Consider the following 12,313-nt stretch of genomic DNA (forward strand, 5'->3'; position numbering starts at 1 on the left):
CACCACGCCCCAATCCCCGGCACATTCGGCACCCTGCACGTCACGTACTGTGATGCCAATTGTCCTGTTGCCGTGCCGGCCGGAGGTTCTAAATGAGCATGCTCGAAGGCGACTCCGAGCTGCTCGCCGCCCGTCTGGCGCACGCCCAGCGCCTGGGCAACATGGGCTGGGCGGAGTGGAACCTGCGCACCGGCGGCATCGTCTGGTCCGAGCAGGTGTACGCGATCTTCGGCAGGGACGTGGAGGCCGGCCCGCTGCCGCTGGCCGACCTGGCCTGCTACGTCGAGCCCGCCGACCTGGCGGCGCTGGACGAGCTGCTGTGGACGGTGACGCAGGGCGAGGAGCCGGTGCAGGCCGAGTTCCGCATCCGCCGGGCCGACGGCGACGTGCGCAACCTGCGCATGGTGCTGGAGCCGCTGATGGCGACCGGCGGGCCGACCGGGGTGCACGGGGTGATCCAGGACATCACGGGCCGCCGCCGCGCGGAGCGCATCATGTCGGAGTCGCGCCGCCAGTTGCTGGAGGCCCGCGTGCAGGCCGCCGAGGAACGTCACGTGATGCTGGCGCTGCGGGAGGCGATCCTGCCGGAGCCGGTCGGCTGCCTGGACCTGCCGCACACCAGGATCGCGGTCCGGTACGTGCCGGCGGAGAAGACGGCGAGCCTGGGCGGCGACTGGTTCGAGGCGGCGGAGCTGCGGGACGGGCGGGCGCTGCTGGCCATCGGCGACGTCTCCGGTCACGGCCTGCCCGCGATCGCGCACATGGCTCAGCTCCGCCACGCCCTGGTCGGGCTGACGATGACGGGCGAGCCGCCGAACCGGCTGCTGGCCTGGCTGAACGACCTGGTGCTGCACCATCTGGCCGACACCACCGCGACCGCGATCATCGGCCATCTGGACGCGTCCGCCCGGGTGTTCGTCTGGGGACAGGCCGGCAATCTGGCGCCGGTGCTGGTCCGCGACGGGGTGGCCAGCAGGCTCATCCCGCCGCGCGGCATCCTGCTGGGCGCCACGGATGACGTGCCCTACCAGCTGGCCGCGACCCGGCTGCGGCCCGGCGACCTGGTGCTGATGTTCACCGACGGGCTGGTGGAGCGGCGCACCCGCGACCTCGACGAGGGCCTGGACCTGGTGATGACGGCGGCGTGCAAGCTGCCGGGCCGCGACCTGGACGAAGGGCTGGACCGGCTGCTGGAGGACATCGGCGGCCCGAACCCGGAGGACGACGCGTGCCTGCTCGCGGTGGGCATACTGGGCACGTGCTGATGCTTCTGGACACTCCCTCGCTCTACTTCCGCGCCTTCTACGGCATCCCGGAGAAGATCACCGCGCCCGACGGGATGCCGGTGAACGCGGTGCGGGGGCTGATCGACATGATCGCCTCGCTGGTGCGCGGCCACTCCCCCGCCCAGCTCGCGGCCACCATGGACGCCGACTGGCGGCCCGCCTTCCGGGTGGCGGCGCTGCCCTCGTACAAGGCGCACCGGGTGGCCCAGGGCGACGAGGAGGAGGTGCCGGAGACGCTGGTGCCGCAGATCGCGGTGATCGAGCAGGTGCTGGACGCGGTGGGCATCGCCCGGCTGGAGGCGCCCGGTTACGAGGCCGACGACGTCATCGGCACGCTCACGTACCGGGCGCCGGGCGCGGTCGACATCGTGACCGGCGACCGCGACCTGTTCCAGCTCGTCGACGACGCCCGCCCGGTGCGGGTCCTCTACACCGCGCGCGGGGTGCGCAACCTGGAGCTGGTGGACGAGGCGTGGGTGAGCGCCAAGTACGGCATCCCGGGCCGCGGCTACGCCGACTTCGCGACGCTGCGCGGCGACCCGAGCGACGGCCTGCCGGGGGTGCCGGGCGTGGGCGAGAAGACCGCGGCGGCGCTGGTCACCCGGTTCGGCTCGGTGGCGGCGATGCTGGAGGCGCTCGACGCGGGCGGCGCCGAGGGGTTCCCGGCGGGCGCCCGCACCAAGCTGGCCGCCGCCCGCGGCTACCTGGAGGCGGCGCCGGTCGTGGTCAAGGTCGCGCACGACGCCCCGCTGCCCGAGATCGACCTGACACTGCCGGCCGCGCCGCGCGATCCGGAGGCGCTGGTGGCGCTGGCCGACCGGTACGGGCTCGACAGCCCGCTCAACAGGCTCCTGGACGCGCTGAAGCGGTAGCCCGCGGCCGCCCCGATAGGTTGGCTCCCGTGTCCACGACCTTCATCCGGGTCCCGGCCCACGTGCCCGCCCGCCTCCAGGACGGGTTCGGCCGGATCCGCCGCGAGCTGGAGCTGCCGGACGGCTTCCCGGCCAGGGTGACCGAGGAGGCCGGCTGGGTGGCGCGGGTGCCGAGGCCGGGCGGCGAGGACCTCACCGCGCTGCCGTTCGTCACCGTGGGCCCGCCCGGCTCGCCGGTCCTGGACCGGGCCTTCCACCTGGAGCGGCTGCGCGGCGGCTACCGGGTCTGGTGCGCGGTCTCGGACGTGGGCGCGTTCGTCCGCCCGGACGGTGTGATCGACACCGAGGCGCGGGCCAGGGGCGTCACGGTCCGCCTGCCCGGCGGCGACGTGCCGCTGCACCCGCCGGTGCTGTCGCAGGACGCGGCCAGCCTGCTGCCGGGCGCGGAGCGGCCCGCCGTGGTGTGGCGGATCGACCTCGACGGCGACGGCCGCACGGTCGGCGCGGACGTGCTGCGGGCGCGGGTGCGCAGCCGCGAGCGGCTCGACTGCGAGTACGTGCAGGCGGCGGTCGAGACGGGCACCGCCGACGGCACGGTCGGCCTGCTGGCCGAGGTCGGCGCCCTGCGGCTGGAGCGGGAGCGCGCCCGCGGCGGGGCGACGCTGCCGGCGCCGGAGCGGTTCCTGGTCCCGGCCGACGGCGGCACGCCGCCGGCGCCGGGCGACGGCGGCTACCGGCTGGAATACCGGGCGCCGCTGCCCGCCGAGGCGTGGATCTCCCAGCTGTCGCTGCTGGCCGGGATGGCGGCGGCGCGGATGATGCTGGAGGCGGAGACCGGCCTCCTGCGGGTGCTGCCCGCGCCCCGCCCGGCCGACCTCGACCGGGTGCGCCGCGCCGCCCTCGCCCTGGACGTGCCCTGGCCCGAGGGCGCCTCCTACGGGACGGCGGTCCGCGGACTCGACCCCCGCAAGCACGCGGCATTCCTGCACCAGGCGCGGGTGCTGCTGCGCGGCGGCGGATACGCGGCCTTCGACGGGGCGCCGCCGAAGCTGGCCGAGCACGCCGCGGTCGCCGCCCCGTACGCGCACGTGACCGCGCCGCTGCGCCGGCTGGCGGACCGGTACACCGCCGAGGCGTGCCTGGCCATCGCCGCGGGCGAGCCGGTGCCGGCGGAGGTGCGGCGGGCGCTGGCCGGGCTGCCGGAGCTGATGGCGGTCGCGGAGCGGCGGGCGCGGGCGGCCGGACGGGCCTGCTCCCGCCTCGTCGAGGCCTACCTGCTGCGCGACCGGATCGGGCAGGAGTTCGCCGCCACCGTGATCGACCGTGGTGCGGGAGCGGGCGGGCTGGTGCAGCTGGCCGGCCCGGCCGTGCTCGCGCGCTGCGACGGCGACCTGCCGCTGGGCGAGCGCGTGACCGTACGACTGATCAGAGCCGAACCGGCGACCCGCGAGGTCCGCTTCGCCCTCGCCTGACCGGCCGTCACACCAGGGTCGAGTAGGCCACCACGCCGCGCCGCATCGAATCGACCGCCTTCGTCGCGGTCCGCCTGATCGCGCTGCCGGGCGGAGCCGCGTCGCCGAGCTGGCCGAGCAGGTCCATCAGCTGCTTGATCCAGCGGACGAAGTCGCCGGCGGCCAGCTCGCTGCCGTTGACCCCGTCCATCAGCACCGCGTCGAGACTGTGGCCCTTGGTCCACCGGAACGCCGCCCAGGCGAACCCCAGGTCGGGCTCGCGGATGGTGGACAGGCCATGGTCGGACTCGATGGCCTCCAGCTCGCCCCAGAGCCGGACCATGGCCGACAGCGCGTCCTGGGCGCGCCCGGCGGGGATCTTCGGCCTGCGGGCGTCGTCGGACTGGCGCGACTCGAACACCAGCGCCGACACGCACGCCGCCAGCTCGGCCGGGTCGAGCTCCTCCCACAGGCCGCTGCGCAGGCACTCGGCGGTCAGCAGGTCGAGCTCGGTGTAGATGCGGCCCAGGCGGCGGCCCTCGTCGGTGACGTGCTCGCCGTCGAGGTAGCCCAGCTGCTCCAGCACCGTGCAGATGCGGTCGAAGGTGCGGGAGATGACGTGCGAGCGGCCCTCCACCCGGCGGCGCAGCCCCTGCGTCTCGCGGAGCAGCTTGTGGTAGCGCTCGGCCCAGCGGGCGTGGTCCTCCCGCTCGTCGCAGCCGTGGCAGGGGTGCTGCCGGATGCGCCGGCGCAGGTCGGTGATCTCCTCGTCCTCCACGGCGTGGTCACGGACCCGGGGCGGCTTGCCCAGGTCGCGGTCGCCGATCTTGGCGAGAAGCGTGGAGACCAGGTTGGCCCGTTCCTTGGGCGAGCGGCTGTTGAAGTTCTTCGGGATGCGGACCTTCTCCAGCGGCTCGACCGGCACCGGGAAGTCGGCCGGGTCGAGCTTCTTGACCTGCTTGCCGATGGTCAGCACCAGCGGGGTCGGCCCGGCCGCCATCGACCTGCCGCGCGGGTTGCGGCCGGGGTCGAGCACGATCGCCAGCCCGGCCCGCCGCCCGCCCGGCACCCGGATGACGTCGCCGGGCTCCAGCGCCTCCAGCGAGCGCACCGCGGCCGCGCGCCGGGCCGCGCCGCGCTGGCGGGACAGCTCCGCCTCCCGGTCGGACAGCCGCCTGCGCAGCGCGGCGTACTCGCCGAAGTCGCCCAGGTGGCAGGTCATCGCCTCCTGGTAGCCCTCCAGGGCCTCCTCCTGCTTGCGCAGCTGCTTGGCCAGCCCGACGACCGCCCGGTCTGCCTGGAACTGCGCGAACGACTCCTCCAGCAGCGCCCTGGCCCGTTCGCGCCCGAACTGGGAGACCAGGTTGACCGCCATGTTGTAGGAGGGCTGGAAGCTGGAGCGCAGCGGGTAGGTGCGGGTGCCGGCCAGGCCGGCCACCGACAGCGGGTCCATGCCGGGCTGCCACAGCACCACCGCGTGGCCCTCGACGTCGATGCCGCGCCGCCCGGCCCGCCCGGTGAGCTGGGTGTACTCGCCGGGGGTGAGGTCGGCGTGGGTCTCGCCGTTCCACTTGTCGAGCTTCTCGATGACGACGCTGCGGGCGGGCATGTTGATGCCCAGGGCCAGCGTCTCGGTCGCGAAGACCGCCTTGACCAGGCCGCGGGTGAACAGCTCCTCCACGACCTCCTTGAAGGCCGGCAGCATGCCCGCGTGGTGGGCGGCCAGGCCCCGTTCCAGGCAGTCGCGCCACTCCAGGTAGCCCAGCACGGCCAGGTCCTCGTCGGGCAGGTGGGCGGTGCGCTCGTCGACCAGCTGGCGGATCTCGTGGCGCTCCCGCTCGTCCGTGAGCCGGATGCCCGCGTACAGGCACTGCTGCACGGCGGCGTCGCAGCCCGCGCGGGAGAAGATGAACGTGATCGCGGGCAGCAGCCCCTCGGCGTCGAGCCGCTCGATCACCTGGGCCCGGTCGGGCGGCCTGGAGCGGGTGGGCCGTCCGTAGCCGCGCCCGCGCCGGCCGGCCAGCAGCCGCTCGGCGTCGCGGGTGACCCGCATCAGCGTCGGGTTGATGCGCGGCACGCCGTCCTCGTGCAGGAACATGTCGTAGATGCGGTGGCCGACCATCATGTGCTGCCAGAGCGGCACCGGGCGGTGCTCGTCGACGATGACCGTGGTGTCGCCGCGCACCTCGCCGAGCCACTCGCCGAACTCCTCGGCGTTGCTGACCGTGGCCGACAGCGCCACCAGCCGGACCGACTCCGGCAGGTGGATGATGACCTCCTCCCAGACTGCGCCGCGGAAGCGGTCGGCGAGGTAGTGGACCTCGTCCATGACGGCGAAGCCGAGCCCGGCCAGCGTGGCCGAGCCGGCGTAGAGCATGTTGCGCAGCACCTCGGTCGTCATGACGACGATCGGCGCCTCGCCGTTGATGCTGTTGTCGCCGGTCAGCAGACCGACCTTGGCGGTGCCGTACCGCTTGACCAGGTCGTTGTACTTCTGGTTGGACAGCGCCTTGATGGGGGTGGTGTAGAAGCACTTGCGGCCCTGCTCCAGGGCCAGGTGGACGGCGAACTCGCCGACGACCGTCTTGCCCGACCCGGTGGGCGCCGCCACCAGCACGCCGTCGCCCGCCTCAAGCGCCCGGCAGGCGTCGATCTGGAACTCGTCGAGCTCGAACTCGTAATGGCCCCGGAACGACCGGAGAGCGGCCCCATCCCCCGAGTGTTTCTGAAGGAAGGCCGCGTAGCGTTCCGCTGGGGTCGTCATAGTCGCCAGCCTACCGAAACCGCCGTTCCGGTCGGTCCGTTGGTGATCGTTCCCGGCCGCCGCCTTTACAAAGTACGGTTCAGCCGAGCACGGTCAGCGCCCCGGGCCGCACCTCGCAGGTGACCGGGCCGGGCCCGATGCGCTCGCCGTCGGCGTAGGCCACCACGCCGGGCGCCTCCAGCCGCACCTTCCTGGCCCGGCGCACGGTCACGGCCGGGTGCGTCACATGGGTGCCCCGGTAGACGCGGGGGAAGACGCGCAGGAACTCGGCCTTGCCCAGCGCCTCCACCAGCATGACGTCGAGCAGCCCGTCGTCGGGCCGCGCGTCCGGGCAGACCCGCATCCCGGCACCGTAGGAGGAGGTGTTGCCGACGGCCACCAGCATGGCTTCCTGCTCGTACGGCTCGCCGTCGTCGAGCGTGACCCGGAACGGGATGGGCTCGAACGCGCGCAGCTCCTGCGCGGTCGCCACCAGGTAGCGGGCCATGCCGGGCGGCCAGGTGAGCCGGTTGGCGCGTTCGTTGACCCGGGAGTCGAAGCCGCAGCACACCACCCCGGCGAAGAGCTCCTCGCCCTCGTCCGTACTGATGAGGGCGGCGTCCACTGGGCGCGGCCGCATCCGCAGGACGGTCCGGGCGGCGGCGATCGGGTCCTTGCGCGGCAGGCCGAGCGCGGCCGCGATGTCGTTGCCGGTGCCCGCGGGGATGATGCCGAGCGGGACGTCGGTGCCGGCGACGGCCTGCACCGCGAGGTGGACCAGGCCGTCGCCGCCGAAGGCGACGAGCGCGTCGGGCCGTTCGGCGACCGCGAGGCAGGCGCGGGCGAGCGCGTCGGCGGCGTCGGTGCCGACGATCACGGACAGCTCGGCGCCGCCGGCCCGCAGCCGCCGGGCCACGGGCTCCAGGAGGCGCAGCGTCCGGCCGCCGCGGGCGGCGGGGTTGACGAGCAGGGCGAGATGGGGGGCCACGCCCCGGAACCTATCGTCTACCGCGCGGAACCGGAATCCTCTTCGAGTTTCTTGCCGTCGGGCTCGGGGTCGAGGTCCAGCGGCGAGGCCTCGTCGTCGGACAGGTGGTCGAACTCGCCCGCCGGGCGGCGCTTCTCCCGCAGGTACATGAAGAGCTCGGCGCCCAGGAACAGCAGGATCATCGGCGTGGCCAGCGCCATCATGGTGATCGGGTCACCGCCGGGGGTGACGACCGCGCCGAAGACGAACATCAGGAAGATGACCAGCCGCCGGTGCTTGGCCACCGTCGCGTGCTGAAGGACGCCGACGAGGTTGAGGAAGACCAGCAGCAGCGGCAGCTCGAACGACACCCCGAAGATCAGCAGCATGATCAGGACGTAGTCGAGGTACTGGTCGATCCCGATGGTGGCGACCGTGCCGTCGAGGCTGAAGCCGAGCAGGAACCCCAGGGCGACGTCCATGATGAAGTAGGACAGCGCCGCGCCCGCCACGAACAGCGGGATCGCCAGCGTCAGGAACCCCAGCGTGTAGCGCTTCTCGGTGCGGTAGAGGGCAGGGGTGACGAACGCCCAGAGCTGGTAGAGCCAGACCGGCGACGACACCACCAGGCCCACCATGACCGAGATCTTCAGCGTCATGAAGAAGGACGAGAAGATGCCGTTGTAGGTGAGGCTGCACTCGCCGGTCAGCTGCTGTGACTGGGCCGTGGAGCAGTAAGGGTCCTTGAGCAGCTCCCACACCGGCCCCGACACAGTCCAGCCGACGATCACCCCCACCACCACGGCGGCGATGATGATCAAAAGCCGGTTGCGCAGCTCACGGAGGTGGTCCATGAGCGGCATCCGGCCCTCGGGGTCACGCGACGCCTTGGGGCCCGACCGTTTCAGCAGCGCCATCGATGAGTCCTCGCGACGAGGTGGACGAGGGGAACGAGGTCAGGAGCGCTTCTCGGCCTGAGCCGAGGCGCGCAGCCGCGCGGCCTGCTCCTCCAGCTGGCGGGCCTGCTCCTCGACCGAGAGCTCCGGCGCGGGGGTGGCCTGGAGCTGCGGCGGGGACGCCTGCTGCTGGGGCTGGGGCTCGGGCTGGGCCTGCACCACGGTCGGCTTGTCGTTGTCGTCGGTCAGCCCGCTGGTCTCCGCCTTGAAGATGCGCAGGGACCGGCCGACGCCACGGGCGAGATCGGGCAGCTTCTTGGCCCCGAAGAGCAGAACCAAGGCCACCAGAATGAGAACGATCTCGGGAGCTCCCAGGCTCATGTGACCCCCTTCATGATGAGAGCGAGGTGCGGTCTTACCTCACGATCGTACGCTGCCTGGACCGTTGCCTCATCCCTTCGCATCCTCTTTGGGATTGAAATGATGGCGAACGTTAGCAATTGCCCTGTTCAGCTCGGCCGCGGCGGCGTTCACCCGGGCGGCGGCGAAGGCCAGGACGGACACTCCGGCCGCGCCCAGCCCGATCGACACCAGGATCCACGTCATGCCCGCTGAGCGTACAGCTCCAGCGCCCGCTCGGCCTCCTCGCGCACCCGCCCGGCCAGCCGGGGCGGCGAGACGACCCGGCCGGTGTCGCCGAGCCGCAGCGCCAGCTTCAGGATCCAGTCGTCGTCGCGGGCGCGCAGCGTGATCCGCAGCCGTCCCTCGCCCAGCTCGGTGACCTGCTCGCACGGGTAGTACTCGGCGACCCACCGCCCGGCGGCGGTGACCTCCAGCTCCACCAGCTCGTCGGTGGGCGACGGCCGGAACACGCCCTGGGCGAGGTCGATCGGCTCGGCCTCGGCCGGCGGGTCGGCGGGCTCGTCGAGCACCTCGACGCCGAGCATCCGGTCGAGCCTGAACAGCCGCATCGCCTCGGCGCGGTAGCACCAGCACTCCAGGTAGGTGCGGCCGTCGGCGACGACGATCCGCATCGGGTCGACCTGGCGCGGGGTGACCTCGTCGCGGCCCGGCACATAGTAGCGCAGCGACAGCCGCCGCTTCCTGGTCAGCGCCTCGCGCACCCGGGGCAGCGCGTCGGGGGCGGCGTCGACGTCGACGGCGACCTGGCTGCTGACGGCGGCGGCGCCCTCTCCGGCGGCCCGTTCCAGCTTGGCGACCACGCGCGGCAGCGCGTCGCCGTCGTGCGGGGCCAGCTCGGGGGTCGCGGCGAGCATGCGCAGCGCCACCAGCAGCGCGCTGGCCTCGTCGATGCCGAGCCGGAGCGGCCGGGCGATGGTGTCGGCGTTGTCGATGAGGATCTCGCCGCCGTCCCAGGACACGTCGATGAGGTCGCCCGGGGTGTGGCCGGGCAGCCCGCACATCCACACCAGCTGCAGGTCGTCGATGAGCTGCTTCTCGGTCAGCCCGAACACCTCGGCCACCTCGCCCACCTGGGCGCCCGGGTGGGACATCAGGTAAGGCACCAGGGCCAGCAGCCTCGGCAGCCGGTCGGCGGATCCGCTCACGCCAGCGCCCCCTTCAGTCGGCGGATGACGGCCTCGCGCGCGTCGGGCGGCGAGGCCACCTCGACGTCGGAGCCGAGGCTGGCCATCCATCCGGCCAGCCGTTCGGGGTCGGTGAAGGGCAGCTCGGCCTCGTCCCAGCCGTCGCCGCCCGGGCGGACGGCGGTGGCGAGCTGGCGCAGCCCCTCGCAGGCGCCGCGGCGCACGCGCACCACCGCGACCCTCTCCTGGGCCGGCTCGTCCGGGAAGACCACCATCGCGCGCAGGTCGACGCCCTCCGGCACCTGCACGGCGCCCGCCTTGCCGACCGTGGTGACCGGGCCGGTGATGCGGCTGAGCCGGAAGACGCGCGGCGCCTCGCGGCCCCGGTCGTAGCCCGCCAGGTACCACCGGCCCCGGCGGCTGACCACGCCCCACGGCTCGACGGTGCGGGTGTGCACGTTCTCGCTACCGGCCGCGCGGTAGTCGAACCTGACCGCCCTGCGGTCGCGGACCGCCTGCCACAGCGCGGGGAAGGCCGGGTCGCGGGTGTCGACGCGCAGCTCCAGCGCCCCTCCCCCGATGGCGCCGCCGAGCGCGTCGGCGGTGTCGACGCCGCCCGCGCGCAGCTTCAGCAGCGCCCCCGAGGCCGCCTCGGCCAAGCTGGCCCGCTGCCACACCTGGGCGGCCAGGCCCAGCACCGCGGCCTCGTCGGGCTCCAGCGTGATCTCCGGAAGCTCGTACGACTCGCGCTCGATGCGGTAGCCCGGCTCGTCCTCCCACGGGTCGCGCACCACGTCGATGGGGATGCCGATCTCGCGCAGCTCGTTCTTGTCGCGCTCGAACATGCGCTGGAACGCCTCGTCGCTGTCGCGGTCGTAGCCGGGCACGGCCTGCCTGATCTGCTCGGCCGGCAGCGGGCGCCGGGTGGCGAGCAGGCAGATCACCAGATTCAGCAACCGCTCGGTCTTACGGCGCGACATCTGCTCACTCCTCCTTCAACGACGCTACCCTGCCCCCGTGATCAGATGGCGCAAGGGCGAGGTCGTACGGATCCGGCGCGAGTGGCCGGGAGCGATGGAACTGGATGTCGCCGTCCCCGGGGAGGACGGCCCGCCCGGCGGGCCGTGCCGGGCGCTGGCCTACCCGTCACTGGTGGGCCGCCCCGAGCCCGGCGACGAGGTGTTGCTCAACACGACGGCACTCGCGATGGGTCTCGGTACGGGAGGTTACGCCATGGTGGTGGCGGTGCCGAACCGTTTGCCGGAAGATCCCCAAGGGCCCGGGCACCTGGTGAAGGCCCGCTACACACCGCTGCAGGCCACGGTGCTGGGCGCGGACGAGCAGGACTCCCCGCACCACGAGACGCTGCGCGAGGCCGACTCGGTCGACGGGATGCCGGTGGTGGTGGCCGACCTGCACTCGGCGCTGGCGCCGATCCTGTGCGGGCTGTACGCCGACGCGGGGCATGAGGTACGGGTCGCGTACGTGATGCTCGACGGCGGGGCGCTGCCCGCGTGGTTCTCGATGTCGGCGGCGGCGCTGCGGGAGCGGGGCTGGCTGGCCGGGACGGTGACGGTGGGCCAGGCGTTCGGCGGCGACGTGGAGGCGGTCACCACCCACACGGGCCTGCTGGCCGCCCGCCACGTGCTGGGGGCCGACGTGGCGATCGTCGCGCAGGGGCCGGGCAACCTGGGTTCCGGCACCCGGTGGGGGTTCTCCGGGGTGTCGGCGGGCGAGGCGGTCAACGCCGCGTCGGTGCTGCTGGGGCGGCCGGTCGCGGCGCTGCGGGTGAGCGAGGGCGACCGGCGGGAGCGCCATTACGGGGTCTCTCATCATTCGCTGACCGCCTACGGCCGGGTGGCGCTGGCCCGCGCCCGGGTGCCGGTGCCGATGCTGCCGGGAGAGTTCGGCGAGCGGGTGCGGGACCAGGCCGAGTCGCTGGCCGTCCGGCACGAGCTGGTGCCGGTCGGGGTGGACGGCCTGCACGAGGCGCTGCGGGCCTCGCCGGTGCGGCTGTCGACGATGGGCCGGGGGCTGGAGGAGGACCTGGCCTACTTCCTGGCCTCGGCGGCGGCGGGCAGGCTGGCGGCCTCGCTGCTGTCGTAGAAGTCCTTGAACGTGAACGCCTCGGGGCCGGGGCCCTCGGCCTTGAGGCGTTCGAGCCGTGCCATGCCCTCGGCGAGGGAGGGCAGGGTGCCCTCGGGGACCCACCACATGACCGCGTACGGCTCCATCACGCGGTGGAACCACTCCCGGCGGCGGCGCAGCAGTTCCAGGTGGCGGCTGCGGTAGACGAAGTCCCACAGGGAGTCCCGGTCCTCCCAGACCGAGAAGTTGATCAGCAGGTGGTCGCCGTAGTCGTGCCTGATGGTGGCCGTGGGGTCGTCCTCACTCTCCTTCATCCGCCACACGAAGCCGGGAGAGCGGTCGGCGAGCGCGTTGATCGGTTCTAGCAGGGCGACGAACTCGGCGAGCTCGGCCGAGTCGATGGGCGCGCGCAGGTGCGCGGCGTTGAGCTCCGCGAGATGCATGACACCCAGGGAAGCATTGC

Annotated in this window: 12 protein-coding genes; 4 read left to right on the plus strand and 8 right to left on the minus strand. The window is 73.4% G+C overall.

What is annotated here, in order from left to right; all coding sequences use genetic code 11:
- Positions 1 to 92: 92 nt before the first annotated feature.
- The 3 genes from AB0J42_RS04565 to AB0J42_RS04575 are packed head-to-tail and all read left to right on the plus strand — an operon-like array spanning position 93 to position 3,630.
- On the plus strand, positions 93 to 1,265 hold the full coding sequence (locus tag AB0J42_RS04565; RefSeq protein ID WP_364288835.1) for a SpoIIE family protein phosphatase: 1,173 nt from the start codon (positions 93 to 95) through the stop codon (positions 1,263 to 1,265).
- Entirely contained in the window at positions 1,265 to 2,158 is an 894-nt protein-coding gene (locus tag AB0J42_RS04570) for a 5'-3' exonuclease (protein ID WP_364289121.1), read from the plus strand. The genes AB0J42_RS04565 and AB0J42_RS04570 overlap by 1 nt, the downstream gene beginning before the upstream one ends.
- 29 nt (positions 2,159 to 2,187) lie before the next feature.
- Positions 2,188 to 3,630 carry an RNB domain-containing ribonuclease gene (locus tag AB0J42_RS04575; RefSeq protein ID WP_364288837.1) on the plus strand — a complete coding sequence of 481 codons (1,443 nt, stop codon included), beginning with the start codon at positions 2,188 to 2,190 and terminating at the stop codon, positions 3,628 to 3,630.
- Between the two features lie 7 nt (positions 3,631 to 3,637).
- Here AB0J42_RS04575 and AB0J42_RS04580 read toward each other — a convergent pair whose 3' ends face one another.
- The 7 genes from AB0J42_RS04580 to AB0J42_RS04610 form a co-directional block, all read right to left on the minus strand.
- Positions 3,638 to 6,373 carry a DEAD/DEAH box helicase gene (locus tag AB0J42_RS04580; RefSeq protein WP_364288839.1) on the minus strand — a complete coding sequence of 912 codons (2,736 nt, stop codon included), beginning with the start codon at positions 6,371 to 6,373 and terminating at the stop codon, positions 3,638 to 3,640.
- Between the two features lie 79 nt (positions 6,374 to 6,452).
- Positions 6,453 to 7,340, minus strand: coding sequence for a YegS/Rv2252/BmrU family lipid kinase (locus AB0J42_RS04585; protein ID WP_364288841.1), 888 nt, complete (start codon positions 7,338 to 7,340; stop codon positions 6,453 to 6,455).
- A 17-nt stretch (positions 7,341 to 7,357) separates the two neighbouring features.
- A complete protein-coding gene (gene tatC / locus AB0J42_RS04590) occupies positions 7,358 to 8,236 on the minus strand; it encodes a twin-arginine translocase subunit TatC (RefSeq protein ID WP_364288844.1) in 879 nt (292 codons plus the stop codon).
- Between the two features lie 39 nt (positions 8,237 to 8,275).
- A complete protein-coding gene (tatA, locus tag AB0J42_RS04595) occupies positions 8,276 to 8,596 on the minus strand; it encodes a Sec-independent protein translocase subunit TatA (protein ID WP_364288846.1) in 321 nt (106 codons plus the stop codon).
- 69 nt (positions 8,597 to 8,665) lie between these two features.
- Positions 8,666 to 8,821, minus strand: a complete 156-nt coding sequence (locus tag AB0J42_RS04600; protein ID WP_364288848.1) for a hypothetical protein — start codon at positions 8,819 to 8,821, stop codon at positions 8,666 to 8,668.
- Positions 8,818 to 9,783 carry a WYL domain-containing protein gene (locus AB0J42_RS04605; RefSeq protein ID WP_364288850.1) on the minus strand — a complete coding sequence of 322 codons (966 nt, stop codon included), beginning with the start codon at positions 9,781 to 9,783 and terminating at the stop codon, positions 8,818 to 8,820. The genes AB0J42_RS04600 and AB0J42_RS04605 overlap by 4 nt, the downstream gene beginning before the upstream one ends.
- Positions 9,780 to 10,742 (minus strand): WYL domain-containing protein, encoded by a 963-nt coding sequence (locus tag AB0J42_RS04610; protein ID WP_364288852.1) that lies wholly within the window; start codon positions 10,740 to 10,742, stop codon positions 9,780 to 9,782. The genes AB0J42_RS04605 and AB0J42_RS04610 overlap by 4 nt, the downstream gene beginning before the upstream one ends.
- 37 nt (positions 10,743 to 10,779) lie before the next feature.
- On the opposite strand from AB0J42_RS04610, the gene AB0J42_RS04615 reads away from it, so the two are divergent.
- Positions 10,780 to 11,868, plus strand: coding sequence for a DUF3866 family protein (locus AB0J42_RS04615; RefSeq protein WP_364288854.1), 1,089 nt, complete (start codon positions 10,780 to 10,782; stop codon positions 11,866 to 11,868).
- Here AB0J42_RS04615 and AB0J42_RS04620 read toward each other — a convergent pair.
- A complete protein-coding gene (locus AB0J42_RS04620) occupies positions 11,814 to 12,293 on the minus strand; it encodes a DUF3291 domain-containing protein (protein ID WP_364288856.1) in 480 nt (159 codons plus the stop codon). The two genes, AB0J42_RS04615 and AB0J42_RS04620, sit on opposite strands and share 55 nt — an antisense overlap.
- Positions 12,294 to 12,313: the final 20 nt, after the last annotated feature.

Origin of the sequence: Nonomuraea sp. NPDC049649, assembly GCF_040675175.1 — a bacterium.
Classification (GTDB): domain Bacteria; phylum Actinomycetota; class Actinomycetes; order Streptosporangiales; family Streptosporangiaceae; genus Nonomuraea.